The 17,616-nt window shown below is 71.4% G+C and carries 22 protein-coding genes; 10 read left to right on the forward strand and 12 right to left on the reverse strand.

Going from position 1 to position 17,616, the window contains the following annotated elements; translation table 11 throughout:
• Positions 1 to 190 precede the first annotated feature (190 nt).
• The 3 genes from IE287_RS37475 to IE287_RS37485 form a co-directional block, all read right to left on the reverse strand.
• On the reverse strand, positions 191 to 835 hold the full coding sequence (locus IE287_RS37475; protein WP_189853901.1) for a uracil-DNA glycosylase: 645 nt from the start codon (positions 833 to 835) through the stop codon (positions 191 to 193).
• 364 nt (positions 836 to 1,199) lie between these two features.
• Positions 1,200 to 2,021 (reverse strand): S-methyl-5'-thioadenosine phosphorylase, encoded by an 822-nt coding sequence (locus IE287_RS37480; RefSeq protein ID WP_189853902.1) that lies wholly within the window; start codon positions 2,019 to 2,021, stop codon positions 1,200 to 1,202.
• Positions 2,014 to 3,438 carry a glycosyltransferase 87 family protein gene (locus tag IE287_RS37485; RefSeq protein WP_229884003.1) on the reverse strand — a complete coding sequence of 475 codons (1,425 nt, stop codon included), beginning with the start codon at positions 3,436 to 3,438 and terminating at the stop codon, positions 2,014 to 2,016. Before IE287_RS37485 ends, IE287_RS37480 begins: the two co-directional genes overlap by 8 nt.
• A gap of 113 nt (positions 3,439 to 3,551) precedes the next feature.
• Here IE287_RS37485 and IE287_RS37490 point away from each other — a divergent pair, with 113 nt between their 5' ends.
• Together IE287_RS37490 and IE287_RS37495 are read left to right on the forward strand one after the other, a co-directional pair.
• Positions 3,552 to 4,721 (forward strand): molybdopterin-dependent oxidoreductase, encoded by a 1,170-nt coding sequence (locus tag IE287_RS37490; protein WP_229884004.1) that lies wholly within the window; start codon positions 3,552 to 3,554, stop codon positions 4,719 to 4,721.
• Positions 4,718 to 5,140, forward strand: coding sequence for a hypothetical protein (locus IE287_RS37495; RefSeq protein ID WP_189853904.1), 423 nt, complete (start codon positions 4,718 to 4,720; stop codon positions 5,138 to 5,140). Before IE287_RS37490 ends, IE287_RS37495 begins: the two co-directional genes overlap by 4 nt.
• Here IE287_RS37495 and IE287_RS37500 read toward each other — a convergent pair.
• The 3 genes from IE287_RS37500 to IE287_RS37510 are packed head-to-tail and all read right to left on the reverse strand — an operon-like array spanning position 5,113 to position 7,078.
• Positions 5,113 to 5,775, reverse strand: coding sequence for a class I SAM-dependent methyltransferase (locus tag IE287_RS37500; protein WP_189853905.1), 663 nt, complete (start codon positions 5,773 to 5,775; stop codon positions 5,113 to 5,115). The two genes, IE287_RS37495 and IE287_RS37500, sit on opposite strands and share 28 nt — an antisense overlap.
• Entirely contained in the window at positions 5,772 to 6,404 is a 633-nt protein-coding gene (locus IE287_RS37505; RefSeq protein ID WP_189853906.1) for a TIGR04282 family arsenosugar biosynthesis glycosyltransferase, read from the reverse strand. The genes IE287_RS37500 and IE287_RS37505 overlap by 4 nt, the downstream gene beginning before the upstream one ends.
• Positions 6,401 to 7,078: a glycosyltransferase family 2 protein gene (locus tag IE287_RS37510; protein ID WP_189853921.1), complete on the reverse strand. Its 678-nt coding sequence runs from the start codon at positions 7,076 to 7,078 to the stop codon at positions 6,401 to 6,403. Before IE287_RS37510 ends, IE287_RS37505 begins: the two co-directional genes overlap by 4 nt.
• A 134-nt stretch (positions 7,079 to 7,212) precedes the next feature.
• Here IE287_RS37510 and IE287_RS37515 point away from each other — a divergent pair, with 134 nt between their 5' ends.
• Together IE287_RS37515 and IE287_RS37520 are read left to right on the forward strand one after the other, a co-directional pair.
• Entirely contained in the window at positions 7,213 to 7,944 is a 732-nt protein-coding gene (locus IE287_RS37515; protein ID WP_189853907.1) for a response regulator transcription factor, read from the forward strand.
• Positions 7,941 to 9,053 carry a sensor histidine kinase gene (locus tag IE287_RS37520; RefSeq protein ID WP_189853908.1) on the forward strand — a complete coding sequence of 371 codons (1,113 nt, stop codon included), beginning with the start codon at positions 7,941 to 7,943 and terminating at the stop codon, positions 9,051 to 9,053. The genes IE287_RS37515 and IE287_RS37520 overlap by 4 nt, the downstream gene beginning before the upstream one ends.
• A 22-nt stretch (positions 9,054 to 9,075) precedes the next feature.
• Here IE287_RS37520 and IE287_RS37525 read toward each other — a convergent pair whose 3' ends face one another.
• The 4 genes from IE287_RS37525 to IE287_RS37540 all read right to left on the reverse strand — a co-directional run bounded on the left by IE287_RS37525 (position 9,076) and on the right by IE287_RS37540 (position 11,362).
• The gene (locus tag IE287_RS37525; protein WP_189853909.1) at positions 9,076 to 10,137 is read right to left on the reverse strand and encodes an NAD-dependent epimerase/dehydratase family protein; all 1,062 of its coding nucleotides are present in this window, start codon (positions 10,135 to 10,137) and stop codon (positions 9,076 to 9,078) included.
• 179 nt (positions 10,138 to 10,316) lie between these two features.
• On the reverse strand, positions 10,317 to 10,556 hold the full coding sequence (locus IE287_RS37530) for a hypothetical protein (protein ID WP_189853910.1): 240 nt from the start codon (positions 10,554 to 10,556) through the stop codon (positions 10,317 to 10,319).
• A gap of 9 nt (positions 10,557 to 10,565) precedes the next feature.
• Positions 10,566 to 11,108 (reverse strand): hypothetical protein, encoded by a 543-nt coding sequence (locus tag IE287_RS37535; protein WP_189853911.1) that lies wholly within the window; start codon positions 11,106 to 11,108, stop codon positions 10,566 to 10,568.
• 77 nt (positions 11,109 to 11,185) lie between these two features.
• Positions 11,186 to 11,362: a transposase domain-containing protein gene (locus IE287_RS37540; RefSeq protein ID WP_308436921.1), complete on the reverse strand. Its 177-nt coding sequence runs from the start codon at positions 11,360 to 11,362 to the stop codon at positions 11,186 to 11,188.
• A 230-nt stretch (positions 11,363 to 11,592) separates the two neighbouring features.
• On the opposite strand from IE287_RS37540, the gene IE287_RS37545 reads away from it, so the two are divergent.
• Both IE287_RS37545 and IE287_RS37550 read left to right on the forward strand, forming a co-directional pair.
• Entirely contained in the window at positions 11,593 to 12,639 is a 1,047-nt protein-coding gene (locus IE287_RS37545; protein ID WP_189853922.1) for a PP2C family protein-serine/threonine phosphatase, read from the forward strand.
• Positions 12,640 to 12,648: 9 nt separating this feature from the next.
• Positions 12,649 to 13,176 (forward strand): MarR family winged helix-turn-helix transcriptional regulator, encoded by a 528-nt coding sequence (locus IE287_RS37550; protein WP_189853913.1) that lies wholly within the window; start codon positions 12,649 to 12,651, stop codon positions 13,174 to 13,176.
• On the opposite strand, the gene IE287_RS37555 is transcribed toward IE287_RS37550, so the two are convergent.
• Positions 13,110 to 13,790 (reverse strand): hypothetical protein, encoded by a 681-nt coding sequence (locus IE287_RS37555; protein WP_189853914.1) that lies wholly within the window; start codon positions 13,788 to 13,790, stop codon positions 13,110 to 13,112. The genes IE287_RS37550 and IE287_RS37555 overlap by 67 nt on opposite strands.
• A gap of 111 nt (positions 13,791 to 13,901) precedes the next feature.
• On the opposite strand from IE287_RS37555, the gene IE287_RS37560 reads away from it, so the two are divergent.
• The gene (locus IE287_RS37560) at positions 13,902 to 14,393 is read left to right on the forward strand and encodes a nitroreductase family deazaflavin-dependent oxidoreductase (protein ID WP_189853915.1); all 492 of its coding nucleotides are present in this window, start codon (positions 13,902 to 13,904) and stop codon (positions 14,391 to 14,393) included.
• Between the two features lie 28 nt (positions 14,394 to 14,421).
• Here IE287_RS37560 and IE287_RS39640 read toward each other — a convergent pair whose 3' ends face one another.
• The gene (locus IE287_RS39640) at positions 14,422 to 14,835 is read right to left on the reverse strand and encodes a four-helix bundle copper-binding protein (RefSeq protein WP_189853916.1); all 414 of its coding nucleotides are present in this window, start codon (positions 14,833 to 14,835) and stop codon (positions 14,422 to 14,424) included.
• Between the two features lie 343 nt (positions 14,836 to 15,178).
• Between IE287_RS39640 and ectA the strand changes: the two genes are divergently transcribed.
• From ectA to IE287_RS37580, 3 genes are all read left to right on the forward strand, one after another.
• Positions 15,179 to 15,727 (forward strand): diaminobutyrate acetyltransferase, encoded by a 549-nt coding sequence (gene ectA / locus IE287_RS37570; RefSeq protein WP_189853917.1) that lies wholly within the window; start codon positions 15,179 to 15,181, stop codon positions 15,725 to 15,727.
• Positions 15,728 to 15,761: 34 nt separating this feature from the next.
• Positions 15,762 to 17,033, forward strand: coding sequence for a diaminobutyrate--2-oxoglutarate transaminase (gene ectB, locus IE287_RS37575; RefSeq protein WP_189853918.1), 1,272 nt, complete (start codon positions 15,762 to 15,764; stop codon positions 17,031 to 17,033).
• Between the two features lie 56 nt (positions 17,034 to 17,089).
• On the forward strand, positions 17,090 to 17,616 hold a 527-nt coding region (locus IE287_RS37580), incomplete at its 3' end, for a phytanoyl-CoA dioxygenase family protein (protein WP_189853919.1).

Consider the following 17,616-nt stretch of genomic DNA (forward strand, 5'->3'; position numbering starts at 1 on the left):
GGTTCCTCGCGACCCGCACGACATCCTGGCGGAACTCTTCCGGATAGGGCTTCGGCACAGCGACATCCTTCCCACCTGCCCTACAGGGCAAGCCAGATCAGATGTCACCCGTTCGTGCGGCAGACCCCTCCCCACTCTCCAACGACTTGTGCGGTTCCCTTGCGCGTACGCGGCGGGGGCCCGATGGAGCTCACGGCTCCCCGGCCGCCCCGCGGAGCATGTCACCGACGGTCCGCCAGGAGTCGACTCTGTGCTGCGCGCGGCGTGCGCGTTCCTCCGGGTCCGGCGTGAAGAGAGCCTGCCGTCCCGGGTGGTAGGTGCTGACCACCTTCAGAGTCCGTTCGCGGACAGCTCCGGGGTGCGTCTTGAGCAGGCGGCGCCACGCGTCCTGGGCTTCGCTGCCCTGGAGGAGCACGACCTCGATCTTCGGCATCAGCTCCAGCAGCTGCTTCAGGACCTCGGCGCCGGCCTGGATCTCGGCCGCCTTCGGCGAGCGGTTGATGTACCAGGGGTAGGCGTTCCAGGGAGTGACGTCTCTCGGCACGATCCCGGCCCCTTCGAAGAGCTGGACCTGAAGCTCCGCTGTCGGATCGTCGTTCTCAATGCAAAGGAATCCCGAGCCGACGCCCTCCTGCGTCTTGGGGCCCGGGTCCCGCAGGATCGACAGGGCGCGCGCTTCCACGCCCCCGTGCCAGGGGGCGACGTGAGGCATCCAGCCACGCCCGTCCTGGTCGCGCAAGGCGTCGACCATCTCATTGATCGGACGTACGTGGGGGGCGTAGCGCCCCCGCTCCTGTTCCATCCGGAACGCCTCGTCGCGTATTCGCCTCGCCATGCTTCCTCCTGCTACCGGATTCCAGCGTCGCGGGGACCCTATCGGGCATGTCTGACGCTGCAGACTGCCGGGCAGGCGCCGGAGGACGAGCAGCGACGCTGGACCAGCTAGGCTCGACGACGCGTGCGACCGGGTCAGGCAGCCGGCACTGGCCACCACCCTCTCGGCACCGCGCGACCTCGCCCCTCCGCTTGAAGTGGGGGCATGAGCTCGGACGTAGTGGATTCGGCGACGCCCGGACAGGATCGTGGTGGACGAACAGGCTGTGTCCGTCGACACCGGGTACCAGGCTCCGTCCGCGAGGCACGGGCTCCTCAGCGGACGCCTTACCCGGGCTGTCCGTCAGTGGTGGAGTGCGGCTTCCTCACGGCAGCTCGAAGGGCAGCTCCATGCCGTCGAGCGCCGTGGAGCAGGCGCACTCCCTCTCGGACTCCATGCTTCGGACGGTACGGAGGACGAGGTCCTTCAATCGTCGGACGTTCGCCGAGAACGCCCTGAAGACCTCCTGCTGCGAGACGCCCTCCCCGCGCGCCACCCCGGCGTCGTAGTCGGTCACGAGGGCCACGGAGGTGTAGCAGAGCGCGAGTTCGCGTGCGAGCGCCGCCTCAGGATGCCCCGTCATGTTGACCAGCGACCATCCCGCGGAGGCGAACCACCGCGACTCCGCCCGAGTCGAGAAGCGAGGGCCTTCCACGACAACCATCACTCCGCCGTCGTGGACCTCCTCCCCGCTCTCACTCGCCGCCTTGAGAACGGCGGTCCGGCCCGTCTCGCAGTACGGGTCCGCGAAGGAGACGTGCACCGCGCCGTGGTCGTAGAACGTCTGCGCACGTCCCATCGTGCGGTCCACCAGTTGGTCGGGGACCACCACGCTGCCGGGGCCGAGGTCGTCGCGCAGGGATCCGACGGCACAGGGCGCGAGGATCCTCCGGACGCCCAGCGAGCGGAGGGCCCACAGGTTGGCGCGGTAGTTGATGCGGTGGGCCGGGAGGGCGTGAGTGGCGCCGTGCCTGGGGAGGAAGGCCACCGCACGGCCGCCCACGGTGCCGATGGTCACGGCGTCGGAGGGCGGGCCGTACGGGGTGGTCACCTCGACCCGGTGGGTCGGTTCCAGCAGTTCGTAGAAGCCGCTTCCGCCGATGATCGCGATGTCGGCCGTCGGGTTGCCGCCGGGGCGTTCATGCATGGTTTCGTGTCTCCGTGGGATGGGTGGTCGGTTCGTCACAGGGCCGTGGGCGAGGGTGGGGACGTGCCGTATCGGGAACTGCGCCCTCAGCGCGTCGTCGTGTCCACCAGCCGGCGCAGACCGCCGCCGCCGCGATCCCGTAGGCGGTGGTGGCCGTCCCTTGCCCCGCCAGGGGCGTCGCGAGGTAGGCGGTGGCACCGGCGAGGGCCACGCCCAGCCACTCCCAGCGGCCGTCCAGGGCGACGAGCGCGACCAGGAGGAGGGCGTACCAGGAGTAGCCGGGGGTCAGCAGGAGGAAGGCGGTCCCTGTGGTCACCAGGGCGCCGCTCCAGGGGCGTTCGGGATCTCCACGCGACCAGACAGTGAGCGCCACCGCCACCATGACGAGGACGACGGCCGGAACGGCCCACGCGTCGGGCAGGACGAGTCGGAGCAGGTCGTACCGGCCGCTCGCGGCCGCCTCGTCGTATCCCTCCTCTCGTGCGTAGCCGCTCAGGTACCCGAAGACGGATTCCCGGGAGAGCAGGACGTACGGCAGGTACAGCGCTCCGACGGTGGCCACCGCGGGAAGCAGGACCGCCAGGACCGCGCGCGGCCGTTTTGCTCCGGACAGCGTTCCCGGCACGAGGAGGGCCGGCAGCATCTTCGCGGCGACCGCCAGGCCGAGCAACACCCCGCCGGCGACGCGGTGGCGTGCCACGACGGCCAGGGCGGCGACGGACAGGAGGACCGCGAGGATGTCGACGTGGGCGTTGTTGACCGCTTCGACGGGGACGGCCGGGCACCAGGCCCACAGGGCGACCCTGTGGGGATCGCCCCGGCGGCGGGTGATCACGACCAGCAGAGCCGTGACGGCCAGCGCGAGGAGGGCGGCGGCGGTCTGGAGTGTCTTGTGGCGGACGCCGTCCGGTGAGACGGCGTGGACCAGCAGAAACCATGCCTCGGCGGTCGGCGGGTAGATGGTGTGGACCGTGGGCCGGTTGATGCGGGTGCACAGGCCGTCGTCCAGTGGGGCGAGGTCGGGTTCGCTCCGCGCGCAGGCCGCGGCGTCGGGGAAGAGCCACGCGTCACGGAGTTCGAGGAGTGCCGAGTCGTTCGGTGCGTGGTCGTACGGGGAGAATCCGGAGGCCTGTACTCGCCCGTCCCACGCGTACCGGTAGGAGTCGGTGCTCGTGGCCGGCGCCGCCGTCAGGCCGGTGGCCGTGACCGCGATCGCCCCGGCGACGAGGAGCCGGAGGGCCGACCGGTCTGGGACCCGGCGCAGGGCGACGACGGCCGCCGCGAACAACACCCATGCCCCCGCGTATCCGGCCAGGAGACCGGCGCCGCGCGCGTTTCCGTGCAGAAGGGCGACGAGGAGGGCGGTCAGGGTCGTGAGCAGGAGGGTGGCGACGACGACGGGGCGGTTGCGGATCACACCCACAGCCTGGCAGGGCGCCGTCCTCCCAGGGAGGCGACCCGGCGGGACGTTCGAGTTCCGTAAGGTGTCGAACCGCTCCCGCGGCCCTTCCCGGGGGTGTCATGGACGGCATGACCTTCCGCGTGCCCAAACCGCCGAGCCGGTTCCTGTCCACGGTACGGCCACCCTCCTTCGGCGGCCGGCTGCACGACGCCAGGACGGCGACGGCGGTGGGCCGGTGGCTCGGTGCCGCCTTCGGCGTCTGCCTGCTGACCGGTCTCGTCAGTCACTACCTCCAGCACCCGCCGGGCTGGCTCGCCGACCGCCTGCCCGCACGGCCGGTGTGGGGTTACCGGCTCACCCAGGGCGTGCACGTGGCCGTCGGCATCGCCGCGCTCGTGCTGCTCCCGGTCAAGCTCTGGGCGGTGTACCCGCGGCTGTTCGTGTGGCCGCCGGTCCGGTCCGTACGACACGCACTGGAGCGCCTCTCGATCGCCGTCCTGGTGGCCACCGCCGTCTTCCAGGTGGTGACCGGGCTGCTCAACATCGTCGAGTGGTACCCCTGGTCGTTCTCCTTCGTACCGGTGCACTTCGCCGTCGCCTGGGTCGTGGCCGGCTCGATCCTGCTGCACGTCGCGGTCAAGGCACCCGAGATCCGGGCCCATTGGAGCGGACGGTCGAGCAGAACACGCGCGTTGCCGGCCGAGGACGTCGCCGACCGGCGTTCGTTGCTCCTCGCCGTGGGCGGGGCGGTCGGTGTGGTGACGCTGACGACGGTCGGTCAGTCCGTCACCCCCCTCAAGGCGCTCGATCTGCTCGCGCCCCGCAGCCCCGACCACGGCCCCCAGGGCCTGCCGGTGAACCGGACGGCCGCCGCGGCCGGTGTCTCGGCCGACGGCCTGGCACGATGGCGACTGGAGGTCGTGGGTCCACAGTCCTACGTCCTCGGCCTCGGCGAACTGCGGACGATGGCTGCCGCCCGGGCCCGGTTGCCGATCGCCTGTGTCGAGGGCTGGAGCGTCGACGCGGACTGGGGTGGGGTGCGGGTGCGGGACCTGGTGGAGAGGGCCGGCGGGCGGCCGGGCCGGGACGCCCTGCGGGTGACTTCGCTGGAGGCCCGGGGCGCCTATCGGGTGATGGAGATGGGTGCGGAGTACGTGGACGATCCGCTCACCCTCCTCGCCCTCACGCTCAACGGGCAGCAGCTCTCGCTCGACCACGGCTTCCCTGCCCGGATCATCGCCCCCAACCGGCCGGGGGTCCTGCAGACCAAGTGGGTACACCGCCTGGAGGTGCTGTGAGCCCGTCTCAGGTGTTGCGCTACGCGGTCGGCGGTCTCGGGGTCGGCCTGATCGGCCTGGGGGCCTGGCTGGTGACGGCCGAACCAGCCCCGGGCGTCGTACTGGTGTGGCTGGCCGGGGCACTCGTCGTCCACGACGGCGTCCTCGCCCCGCTGGTCCTGACCGTCGGCCTGCTGATCGCCAGACGACCCGGACGGGGCCTGTGGCGCGGGGCTCTGGTGATCGCCGGCAGCGTGGTACTGGTGACGCTGCCGCTCCTCCTGCGGCCCGGTCCGCCGCCCAATCCGTCGGCGCTGCCCCTCCCCTACGGACGGAACCTCGCGATCGTGCTGGCGGCCGTGGCCACGGGCGCGGGGCTGCTGCACCTCGCGCGCCTGTGGCGGCGGCGGTCTCAACGGCGAGTCGGTACCGAGGGCTGAGGCACGAGGGACAGGAAAGAGCGTCCTGCAGCCGTCCAGCCATCGGACACGCTCCATCCGGTCTCGGCCGCCTGGTCGGAGAGGGCCCGGATCCCCATCCGGGCCCACGGGAACGGCTCTCCCCTGCCGCCACGGCCGTCGTCGACCCGCACCTCGCAGCGCTCGTCGACGTCGACGGGCGCGCATTCGGCGAGGACGCGACCGGTGCGGGACACGATCCGGCGCAACCGCCGCAGCAAGCGGGCGGGATCGCCGCCGATGCCGATGTTCCCGTCGATGAGGAGGGCCGTGTCCCAGCGGCCCTCCTCCGGCAGCTCCTCGAAGACGGACCTGCACAGGGCTGCGCCGCCCGCCCTCTCCGTACGGGACACTGCCTCCGGGTTGACGTCGATGCCCAGGGCCCGACGGCCGTCGGAGGTGAGGGCGGCGACGAGCCGTCCGGGACCGCAGCCGATGTCGAGGACCCGGTGCCCGCACCGTGCCAGGACGGACCGGTCCGCGGAGTCCGGCTCCTCGCACCAGCGCTCGACCTCCAGGGGCAGCAGCCAGCCGTCGTCACGCCGCAGGAACAGCGGCCCCCGCCCGGTGCGCAGGGCATCGGCGTACGGATCTGCGCGCCACGCCGTCGTGGTCACGACGCCGTCCCCGCTGTCGAAGCCGTGAGGCGGGCGTGCCGGGCCGCGAAACGCGTCCACGATGCCTCAGCCGCGACGTACCGGGCGTCCCGCGCGGTGTCCACGTCACACAGGACGGGCAGCGAACCGGTCCTCAGGCCGGCCGCCCTCAGCCGCGCGTGCTGCACGGCTCCGGTGTCGGGGCGGGACATCGGGACGCCGAGCAGGAGGGCGGGATCGGGAACGGCGAGGCCGAGGGCCCAGAAACCCCCGTCGACGGCGGCGCCGAACCAGGCGTCGTGCGCCTCCCAGCACAGGGCTGGGGCGAGGATTTCCGGGGTGATCTGCGGGGTGTCCATGCCGACCAGGAGCGCAGGACCGTCGCAGGCGGCGAACGCGGCCGCGAGCCGGACGTCGAGTCCGCCCGCCACCTGGGGGACGACCTGGAAGCCGGGCGGCAGCCACGGCCCCGGTGCGCCGTCGAGCACGAGGACGTGCCGTGCGGCCGGGACGCGCGCCGCGGCGGTGAGAGTGTCCGCGAGAGCCGCCTCGGCGAGGGAGGCCGCCTCCTCCGGGGTGAACGGAGGCGTGAGGCGGGTCTTCACGCGGCCCGGCAGCGGCTGCTTCGCGATGACCAGGAGGGTGGTCACGGGCGGCCACCTCCCACGGCGACGGGCTCGTCGAGCACGCGGCGCATATCGGTCACAGCCTGCCAGGTGCCCTTCCAGGTGCCGGTGACCTTCGAGCGGCCCGCCCGGGGCCGGTACGGCACGTCGACCTCGCGCACGCTCCAGCCGGCGTCGGCGGCCCGTACCACCATCTGGAGCGGGTAGCCGCTGCGGCGGTCCGAGAGGTCAAGGTCCAGGAGGGCTTCGCGGCGGGTGGCGCGCATCGGTCCCAGGTCGCGCAGCCGCAGCCCGGTGCGGCGTTTCAGCAGCCGGGAGAGGGCGAGGTTCCCCGCCCTGGCGTGGGCCGGCCAGGCTCCTCGCCCGGTGGGGCGGCGGCGGCCGAGGACCAGGTCGGCGGAGCCGTCGGCCACGGAGCGGACGAGGCCGGGCAGCAGGGCGGGGTCGAGGGAGGCGTCGCAGTCGCAGAAGCACACGAACTCGGCCTCCGCCGCGAGCAGCCCGGTCTGGCAGGCGGCCCCGAACCCGCGCCGGGGCTCGCGCACCACCGTGGCCCCGAGGTCTGCGGCGAGCGCGGCCGATCCGTCGGTGGAGCCGTTGTCGACGACGATGGGCCGCCAACCGGCGGGAATCCGGGACAGGACCCAGGGGAGGGCCTCGGCTTCGTCGAGGCAGGGCAGGACGACATCTGCGGTCATGGGTGTCACACGTCTCACCGTAGGAATCGCGGACGGTTTTCAGGCCCTTTCACTCCTTACGAAACGCGGACATCGGGAAGCGTCCCCCGGGTGGGCGTGGCCGTCGGCGGCAGGAGGGTGCGAGGGTGAACGCCATGAGCGAGCACGACACCCCGACCGCACCCGCCCGGATCCTGGTGGTGGACGACGACCCCACGGTGGCCGAGGTGGTCGGCGGCTACCTGGAGCGGGCGGGCTGCTCCGTCGAGCACGCGGCCGAGGGCCCCGACGCGCTGCTGCGGGCGGAGCGGCGGTGGCCGGACCTGGTCGTGCTCGATCTGATGCTGCCCGGCCTGGACGGCCTGGAGGTGTGCCGGCGGCTGCGTGCGCACAGACCCGTGCCGGTGATCATGCTGACGGCCCGCGGCGACGAGGACGACCGCATCACCGGCCTGGAGATGGGCGCGGACGACTACGTCACCAAGCCGTTCAGCCCGCGCGAACTGGTGCTGCGGGTCGAGTCCGTGCTGCGGCGGACCCGTACGGCCACCGCCCCGGCGGATCCGGGGCCCCCGCTGCGGGGCGGAGACATCACCGCGGATCCCGTGACCCGCCGCGCCACCCGGGCGGGGCGAGAACTCGCCCTCACCCTCAGGGAGTTCGACCTGCTCGCGTACTTCCTGAGCCGTCCGCGCACCGTGCACGGCAGGGAGGAACTGATGCGGGAGGTGTGGGGTTGGGACTTCGGCGACCTGTCCACCGTCACCGTCCACGTGCGACGGCTCCGGGCCAAGATCGAGGACGATCCGGCCCGGCCCCGTTTCATCCGTACCGTGTGGGGCCTCGGCTACAGCTTCGAGCCGGAGAACGAGGAGGGGACGGCGTGAAGGACGTCCTGCTCATCGCCCTCTTCGCCCTTCTGGGGGCCTCGTGCGCCGGGCTCGCGGGCGCGGTCGTCCTCCGGCTCGTGCGCCACCGCTCGGTCGCGGTCTCCCTGGCCGTGGTCGCCGCCGTCACCGTGACGGCGATGCTCGCCGGAACGCTGGCCGTCGCCCAGGCGATGTTCCTGTCCGCCCACGACCTGTGGGTCGTCACCGTCGTCGTCGCCATGGCCGCCCTCGTCTCGCTGGCCGTCGCGCTTCTCCTCGGACGGTGGGTGGTGGCCCGCAGCCACGCCCTGACGAAGGCGGCGCGGGACTTCGGCGACGGAGGAAGCTTCTCCGCCCCCCGTGGCACCGCCACCGCCGAACTCGCCGCCCTCACCCTCGAACTGGCCGCGACGAGTGCCAAGCTGGACGAGTCCCGTCGCCGTGAACGCGCGCTGGAGGCGTCCCGACGGGAGCTCGTCGCCTGGATCTCCCACGACCTGCGCACGCCTCTCGCCGGGCTGCGGGCCATGGCGGAGGCGCTGGAGGACGGTGTGGCGGCCGACCCCGACCGCTACCACCGGCAGATCCGTACCGAGGTCGACCGCCTCGCCGCCATGGTGACCGACCTCTTCGAACTCTCCCGGATCCACGCCGGTGCGCTCACCCTCACTCCGAGCAGGCTCTCCGTCTACGACCTGGTCGGTGACGCGCTCGGCGGCGCCGATCCGCTCGCCCGCGAGCACGGCGTACGCCTTTCGGGAGAGGCGGTCCAGGCGGTGCCCGTCGAGGTGGACGGGAAGGAGATGACCCGTGTCCTGGCCAACCTCCTCGTCAACGCCATCCGCCACACCCCGCCCGACGGCACGGTGGCGGTGGCCGCCGAGCGGCGCGAGGACACCGTCGTCCTGTCGGTCACCGACGGCTGCGGAGGCATCCGGGACGAGGACCTGCCCAGGGTCTTCGACACCGGCTGGCGCGGCACCGAGGCGCGCACCCCTCCCGCGGGGGCGGGGCTGGGGCTCGCGATCGTGAGGGGCATCGTCGAGGCCCACTCGGGCAGCGCCGCGGTGCGCAACGTTCCCGGAGGGTGCCGTTTCGAAGTCGTCCTTCCGGCCGCCGCCGGCTGAGCGCGCGGGTCAGCCCACGGCGTCAGACCACGGCGGCGGAAGCCCGCTGCGCGGCCCGGGCGAACTCCTCCATCCCCTCGGCGAAGCCGACCTCCGGCAGCCAGCCGAGGTCGTGCCGCAGCCGGGTCGAGTCGGCGGTGACGTGCCGGACGTCACCGAGTCGGAACTCCCCCGTCACCACGGGCCCCGGGCCCCCGTGGGCGCGGGCCAGGGCGGTGGCCATCTCGCCCACCGTGTGCGGCTCCCCGCTGCCGACGTTGTACGGGGTGAGCACCCCCGCGGGCAGGTCGGCGACGGCTTCCAGCGCCAGCACGTCCGCCGCGGCGACGTCCCGTACGTGGACGAAGTCCCGGAGCTGTCCGCCGTCCTCGAAGACGCGGGGCGCCTCGCCGCGTGCGAGGGCCGAGCGGAACAGCGACGCCACGCCCGCGTAGGGGGTGTCACGGGGCATGCCCGGCCCGTACACGTTGTGGTAGCGCAGGGAGACGGCCGTCCCTTCCACCGAGCGGGCCCAGGACGCGGCCAGATGCTCCTGGGCCAGCTTCGTCGCCGCGTACACGTTCCGGGGATCGGCCGGCGCGTCCTCCCGGACGAGCCCCGGGGCGAGTTCGGCGCCGCACGCAGGGCACCGGGGCTCGAAGGATCCCGCCGCCAGGTCCTCGGCGCGCCGGGGCCCCGGCCGTACGGGACCGTGGCCGGGGCACTCGTAGCGTCCCTCCCCGTACACGACCATGGAACCGGCGAGGACGAGACGTCGCACACCGGTCTCCGCCATCGCCGCGAGCAGCACCGCGGTCCCCAGGTCGTTGCAGCCGACGTAGTCAGGGGCGTCGGCGAAGTCCTTGCCCAGGCCGACCATGGCCGCCTGGTGACAGACCGCCTGCACCCCGTCCAACGCGGACCGTACCGCCCGCGGGTCCCGGACGTCCGCGTGCAGGAACTCCACCGGCGAGGGCGCTGGGGCAGTGGGATGAGCGCTGGGCAGCAGCGCGTCCAGGACGACGGGCTCGTGACCCGCCGAGAGCAGTTCCGTGACGATGTGCGAGCCGATGAACCCGGCTCCTCCGGTGACGAGTACGCGCATGGTGCGACGTTAGGGGCAGGTTCCGCACCGCGGGGGCACCCATGCCGTGACGTAAGGCTTCCGTCATCAGTACGGACTTCTGAGGTTGTCCCACATCCCGGCTCCATCGAGTCGGCCCCTCTCACGGAGCCGCTCCGACGCCCACGGCATCGTCACGCGGGCGACGAGCCGGTACGTGATCACCGGCCTTCCTGATCCCGGGACCTGTCGCTCGAACCGACTCCGTCCCCCTCAGCGAACGACCGGAAGTACTCGCGCAGCATCACCACGACTATCGGAACGCCACCCCAGACAGCACACAGGACCAGAGACTTCGGCTCCTCCGTGAACTGACCGCCGATCCACCAGAACGCGGTCATGGCCAGCCACAGCGCAGCCCACAGAAGAGGCGCCGAGGTCCGTCTCAACCAGTCATGCATGCAAGGAGGTTACCGCCCAACCGATGCGCCACGAGCAGCACGGGCGCCGAGACCGGTGTCAGCGGCAAGCGCCCTCGTCGAAGGTCGCGGGGAGACGTAGAAGGCGAGCATGTCGGGGCCGGGTGGGAGCAGGTCCTCGGTTCCCGGAAAGACCACGGGCGGCTCCGGGTCCGGGGTCAGAGTGACGCGGACGCAGTACTCGGTGTCGGTTTCCTCGGTGCCGACGGTGTAGTCGCCGTCCTCCTCCTTGTCCGTCTCGATGCCGTACCTGGGCCCGATACCGCTCTCCTGGATCGCCTCGGCGATCAGGAATCCGCGGTCGCCCGCGAGAGTCGTGTAGTGCGCCTTGCCGTCCAGGTCCGCGACGCCCTGGTGGACGGCGTCGCGGAGCTCGCCCTCGCTCCAGGTCGACTCGGCCCGCACTCCGTACAGCCCGCCGAGCGCGATGAGCGGCGCCAGGACGATGAGTGCGCGTCCGACCGGGTTGCGGTGGTTGTAGACGTACCGGCCGGTTCCCCAACCGCTCCTGACGAAGACCGGCTCCTCGCTCACCGTTCCTCCGGTCCGGGAGCGGCTCGACCTGGTCCCGTCCGCACTGCGGTCAGCGGCAGCCACTTCTTGCGCATCGGTCACTCGCCCATCGACTCGTCGGCATCTTCCGTGCCGTCCTGGCACAGACACGGCGCCAGGACGAAGCACACGACCCGCCTCGCCGACAGAAGCCGGTGGCGCCGCTCGATCCGGTCGTGCTTGGCCATCACCCCGTCCACCAGCTCAGCGGTGAACACCCTACTCAGAGCCCCGATCCGTACCTACTGACCCGCGCGGCCCCCGACCCCCACCGGCCGCCTGCCGACAGAAGCGAAGCGGTGGACGATTCATCGATTCGGTAACCGGCGGGGACGGCCGTCTCCGCCCACACAATCGTTGCATAGGCTAAAGGTAGCCATGAGTGAAGAGCACCTTCCGGGGGAACGCCTTGTCCAACCAGCAGCCGTCCGGAACCCGGGTTCTGTCACTCCTTCCCTACATCGTCATGGGGGTCACTCTGGTGGCGGACGTCGCCGCCGGCCCCACAGTCGGTCTGTTGCCGCTGGTGGCACTGGGGCCCGCCTTCGCGGGGCTCACCGGTGGACCGGCCCGCACCGCCCTCGTCGGGAGCCTGGCCCTGATCCTCTGCCTCGCCCTGGGCTGGTACGACGGACTGTTTCCCGGGCGGCGCGGCACGACGGCACTCATCTCGGTGGCCGGAGTGACCGCCGCCGGCCTGGCCGCAGCGGTGACGCGTCGCCGCAGGGAGGCGGAACTGGCCAGCGTCCGCTCGATCGCGGAGGTCGCGCAGCGGGTTCTCCTGCGCCCCGTACCGCGCCAGGCCGGCGAGCTCCTCGTGGCCGTCTCGTACACGGCGGCCGTCGCGGAGGCGCGCATCGGAGGAGACCTCTATGAGGTGGTGACGTTTCCCGGAGGCGTGCGGGTCATCGTCGGAGACGTACAGGGCAAGGGGCTCGACGCGGTGGAGACGGCGGCGGACGTGCTGGGCGCCTTTCGGGAAGCGGCCCACGACGAGCCGGAGCTGGTGGGGGTGAGCACAAGGCTGGAGCGGGCGATGGACCGGACTCTGCAGGGCGAGCGGTTCGTCACCGCGGTGATCGCGGAGGTACGGCCGGACCGGACCATGACGCTGCTGAACTACGGTCATCCCGCGCCCCTGCTGCTCGGTTCCGCCGGTACGGCCCGATTCCTCGAGCCGGGTACGCCCGCACCGCCGCTGGGCCTGGGGCTCGACGGGACAGAAAGCCCGGAACCACTGACAGGAAAGTTCGCTCCGGGTGACCAGCTGTTGCTGTACACGGACGGCGTCGTCGAAGCCCGTGACCGGCGGGGAACGTTCTACCCGCTGGTCGACCGGCTCAGCCTCTTGGACGCGGAAAGCCCCGAGCTCGCCCTGGAGAGGCTTCACGGGGACCTCGTCAGTCACACCGAAGGGCCGCTCGGGGACGACGCCGCCTTGCTTCTGTTGCGCTACCGCCCGCAGGGCGAGCGAGTGGGAGGTCATGACGGACAGCCGCGCCTCGCAGGGTAGAAAGGTCGCATGCAGAAGCACGCGGGGGCCGAGCCGGCGCCGGACGACATCGAGGCCGTCACGCGCGCCGTGCTCACGGCTTCACGACTTCTGGTGGCCGTGTCGGCGCGGTCACTGGCGACGGTCGAGGAGAGCATCACCCTGCCCCAGTTCAGGATGCTCGTGGTGCTGTCCACCCACGGGCCGTCGAAGCTGGTGACGCTGGCCGAGCACCTCGGGGTCCAGCCTTCCACCGCCATGCGGATGGTGGACCGGATGATCGCGGCCGGCCTGGTGAGCCGCCGCACCAATCCCGGCAATAGGCGCGAGACCATGCAGAGCCTGACGTCCGAGGGTGAGCGCGTCGTCCAGCATGTGACCACGCGGCGCAGGGACGAGATCACGGGCATCCTGCGCCGGCTCGACCCCGCCCAGCGCAGCGCCCTCGTCAACGCGCTCGCCGCCTTCAACTCGGCCGGCCAGGAACCGCCCTACCGGGCGGGGGATGCCGATCCGCTGCCCCTGGGCTGGTCCGACCCCACGGACGAGACACGATAGGACCGCACAACGGCGACGAAGGAGACGGCCGCGAAGACGAGCAGCAGGACGGTCGTCCAGGCCAGTCTCCGCAGCAGGGGGCCACGTCCTTCGAGTCCCCTCGGGGCGACCCTGTCGCCGGGGTCGTAGACCATGCCGATCAGGTCGCCCGGCACCACCTCGGGTCCACACCCGCGCCACAACCTCTGCCGTACGGGGGAGCCGTCCTGCAGCCGGACGGAGCACCGGTAGGCAGGGCGGTCGAGCGGCTCGTGAGCGACCGCGGTCACCACCACGTCCCGGGTCCGGCCGGCACCCGACAGAACCGCGTCGGCGGCGAGCGTCGAAAGGGCCGGGGAGAGGAGGAAACCGACGGCCACGAGGAGGGCGACCAGCAGATGGCCTGCGCGAAGGAACAGCAGGTACAGCGCCACGGCAGCTGTCGCCACCAAAACAGCCGCCTCCGCCTGGGACGAGGTCACACCGACCAGAACGTCGGCGGCGCCCGCCCCGCCGACGAGCAGGGTCGCGACAGAAGCGACGAAGAAGCCCTCGGCCACCAACCACCACGGAGGGTTGCCCGCGTACTGCGCGGCGCCGAGAAGCCTTGTGCTCAGTCGTGCTCCCGGCCCCACGTTGAGACTATGCAATAGTTTTTTTGCGTCGCGAAATAGCCGATGCCGGGACGTTACCGAACCGCGTCCATGGCGTATCGAGGCCAGCTGTCACACCCGGAGGCCAGCCACATGCCCACCTCCCCCCAGCGCCCACGTCCTCCCGTCGGCTGGAGAAGATTGCTCTTCCGTTCACCGATCCATCTCTTCCGCGCCGGCCTCGGCCCCTTGTTCGGCGGGCGGCTGCTCCTGTTGATCCGCACCGGTCGACAGTCGGGCCGATCGCGCGAGGTGGTCCTGGAAGTAGTCGCCCGGGACCGCCACCAAGACACCTGGACCGTCGCCTCCGGTTTCGGGCCGAAGGCCCAGTGGTACCGCAATCTGCGCCACACGCCCCAAGCGACGATCCAGTTCGGGCGTGGCTACCACGTCGTGACGGCCCAGTTCCCCATCCCCGAGGAGGGCGCGAGGATCATGACCGAGTACGCCCGCCGTCATCCCCGCGCCGCACGGACGCTCTGCCGCTACATGGGATTTCCCATCGACGACGGACACACCATCGGCTTCCGGTCGGCCGGCAAGCAGATCCCCTTCGTGCGGCTGAAGTCCGACGAGCCGAGGTAAGCACCGCGGCAAGCCCAGACATCCGCGGTCAGGGCAGGACCTCCAGAAGGTCCTTGCACGCGTGCTGACAGTCCCGGCAGGCTTCGGCGCAGACCAGACAGTGCGCGTACTCCTCCGCGTGGCCCGCACACATGTCGGCGCATGCCGCACAGACGTCGGAGCAGACCCTCAGGAGGTCTCGAGTGACCCTGTCGAGACCGCCGGACGCGCGCGACAGCACGGACGCCGTGGCGTAGCAGGCTTCGGCGCAGTCGAGATCGAGCCGCACACAGCCGACCAGGCCCTTCACCCCATCCTCCCCCAGACATGCATCCGCGCATGTCTTACAGATCTGCGCGCAGACGAGACACGAATCGATGCAGGCCGCCAGCTGTTCTCTCGCCTCGCTCGAGGCCATGGCCGCGGGATGGCGGCCGAGTACCGACGACATCCGGGGATTCATGAAAACCACCCTCTTCGTCCAGCTCTCTCGATGCGTCTCCCCATGGCCGGGACAGCCATTCGCAAGGAAAGCAAGACCCTTAACCCGCCCTCCGCCAGCCAAACCCCCATCGGGCCGACGATGCGGTAACACTCAGGTAGCAAAAGTGGCACAACGCAAAGATATTACTTTTTCGTTACATGGGAAAGCTTTGTCCAATTAAGGGGTTGTATCGACCCCTGAATCTCACCCTCACAGCCGACGAGAGGATTGCCGGGCACCCCGCCTTTACCACAATCTCAGCACCTTACGGAACCTCTGCAGTCCAAGAAGTTGTCGACTGCGCTGGGTAACTTCGGCGCCCATGACCACAGCTCACACAGCACCGGAACGCGTCCGGGACGAAGCGCCGGTCTCTGCTCGGAAATGGACCATCGGACGGCCGCGGGTCGGCGATGGCGCCCAACTCTGGCGGCTGGCACGGGAATCCGGGGGACTGGACGTCAACTCCTCCTACAGCTACCTCCTGTGGTGCCGGGACTTCGCCGAGACCTCGGCCGTCGCCCGCGACGCGGACGGCCGGCCGCTGGGCTTCGTGACCGGCTACCTCCGGCCCGACGCGCCGGGGACGCTGCTGGTGTGGCAGGTCGCCGTGGACGCCGCGCACCGGGGCCGCGGCATCGCCGGGGCGCTGCTCGACCACCTCTCGGAGCGCGTCGCCGGCACGTACCCGCTCGACGCCGTCGAGACGACCATCACCCCAGGCAACCTCGCGTCGGAGCGCCTGTTCGGCGCCTACGCCCGGCGGCACGGCGCCCGGGTGAGCCGGACGGTCCTCTTCCCGTCCGCCGCCTTCCCGGCGCCCGGCCACGAGGCCGAGGTGCTGCACCGCATCGCGCCGCTGTCCTTCTGACCCAGCCCCCTTCGCCCCCTCACTGGAGTCCCGCATGACGCTCATCGCCGACACCGAACCCACCGTCTTCGAGACCGTCGAGTCGGAGGTGCGCAGCTACTGCCGCGCCTGGCCCACCGTCTTCGAACGCGCCACGGGCAGCCGCCTCTTCGACGAGCACGGCCGCCCCTTCCTCGACTTCTTCGCCGGCGCCGGGTCCCTCAACTACGGCCACAACAACCCCGCGCTGAAGCGCTCGCTCCTCGACTACCTCGGGAGCGACGGCATCACCCACGGCCTCGACATGTCGACGACGGCGAAGCGGCGGTTCCTGGAGACCTTCCGCTCGGCCGTCCTCGCGCCCCGCGGCCTGCCGTACAAGGTGATGTTCCCGGGCCCGACCGGCACCAACGCCGTCGAGGCGGCACTGAAGCTGGCCCGCAAGGTCACCGGCCGCAAGACGGTCGTCTCCTTCACCAACGCCTTCCACGGCATGTCGCTCGGCTCCCTCGCACTCACCGGCAACGCCGGCAAACGCGCCGGGGCGGGCGTGCCGCTGACGCACACCACCCAAATGCCGTTCGACCACTACCTCGGCGGCCGGACCCCGGACTTCCTCTGGTTCGAGCGGCTCCTGGAGGACTCCGGTTCCGGCCTCGACCACCCGGCCGCCGTGATCGTCGAGACGGTCCAGGGCGAGGGCGGGATCAACGTGGCGCGCGCCGAGTGGCTGCGCGGCCTCGCCGACCTGTGCCGCCGCCGCGACATGCTGCTGATCGTCGACGACATCCAGATGGGCTGCGGGCGCACCGGCGACTTCTTCTCCTTCGAGGAGGCCGGCATCACCCCGGACATCGTCACGCTCTCCAAGTCCATCAGCGGCTACGGCCTGCCCCTGTCCCTCTGCCTGTTCCGCGACGAGCTCGACGTGTGGGAGCCCGGCGAGCACAACGGCACCTTCCGGGGCAACAACCCGGCCTTCGTCACCGCCACCGCCGCCCTCGACACGTACTGGCGGGACGGCACCCTGCGCGACCGCACCCTCCGCCAGGCCGGACGCGTCGAGAGCGCCCTGCGCGAGCTCACAGCAGGGCATGAGCGCCTCGGGATCTCGTACCGGGGCCGCGGCCTGGTATGGGGGCTGGAATTCTTGCACGAAGAGCGGGCCCGGGCCGTCTGCCGGCGCGCCTTCGAGCTGGGACTGCTCGTGGAGACGTCCGGGCCGCGCGACGAGGTCGTCAAGCTGCTGCCACCGCTGACCGTCACCGACGACGAGCTGGACGAGGGCCTCGGCATCCTCGCTCGCGCCGTCCGCCACACCGCCTGACGCCCCACTCCGACCGCCCTCCCCTCCCCGTACGTACGAGAAAGGCCAGCACCGCGATGACCACCGCCCCCGCCCGCCCCGTCGACCCGTACCCCACCCGCGGCACCGAGGAGGCCCTCGTCTACCGCAAGGAGCCCGTCGTCTGGTCCGAGCCCGGCACGCCGGGGCCGTTCTGGCCGCGCGAGCTGGAGGACTACGAGCGCAACGGCTTCTTCGCCGTCGACACCCTCGTCACCCCCGAGGAGGTCGTCGAACTCCGCGCGGAGCTGGACCGGTTGGTGGCCGATCCGAAGATCCGCGAGGACACCCGGGCGATCGTCGAACCCCGCTCCCGGGAGATCCGCTCCGTCTTCGAGGTGCACCGGATCAGCGAGGTCTTCGCCCGGCTCGCGGGCGACCCCCGGCTCGTGGACCGGGCCCGCCAGATCCTCCGCTCCGACGTCTACCTCCACCAATCGCGGATCAACGTGAAGCCCGGCTTCGGCGCCAGCGGCTTCTACTGGCACTCCGACTTCGAGACCTGGCACGCCGAGGACGGACTGCCCCTGATGCGGGCCGTGTCGGTGTCGATCGCGCTGACCCC

The sequence above is a fragment of the Streptomyces omiyaensis genome, assembly GCF_014650895.1.
Taxonomy (GTDB): Bacteria; Actinomycetota; Actinomycetes; order Streptomycetales; family Streptomycetaceae; genus Streptomyces; species Streptomyces omiyaensis.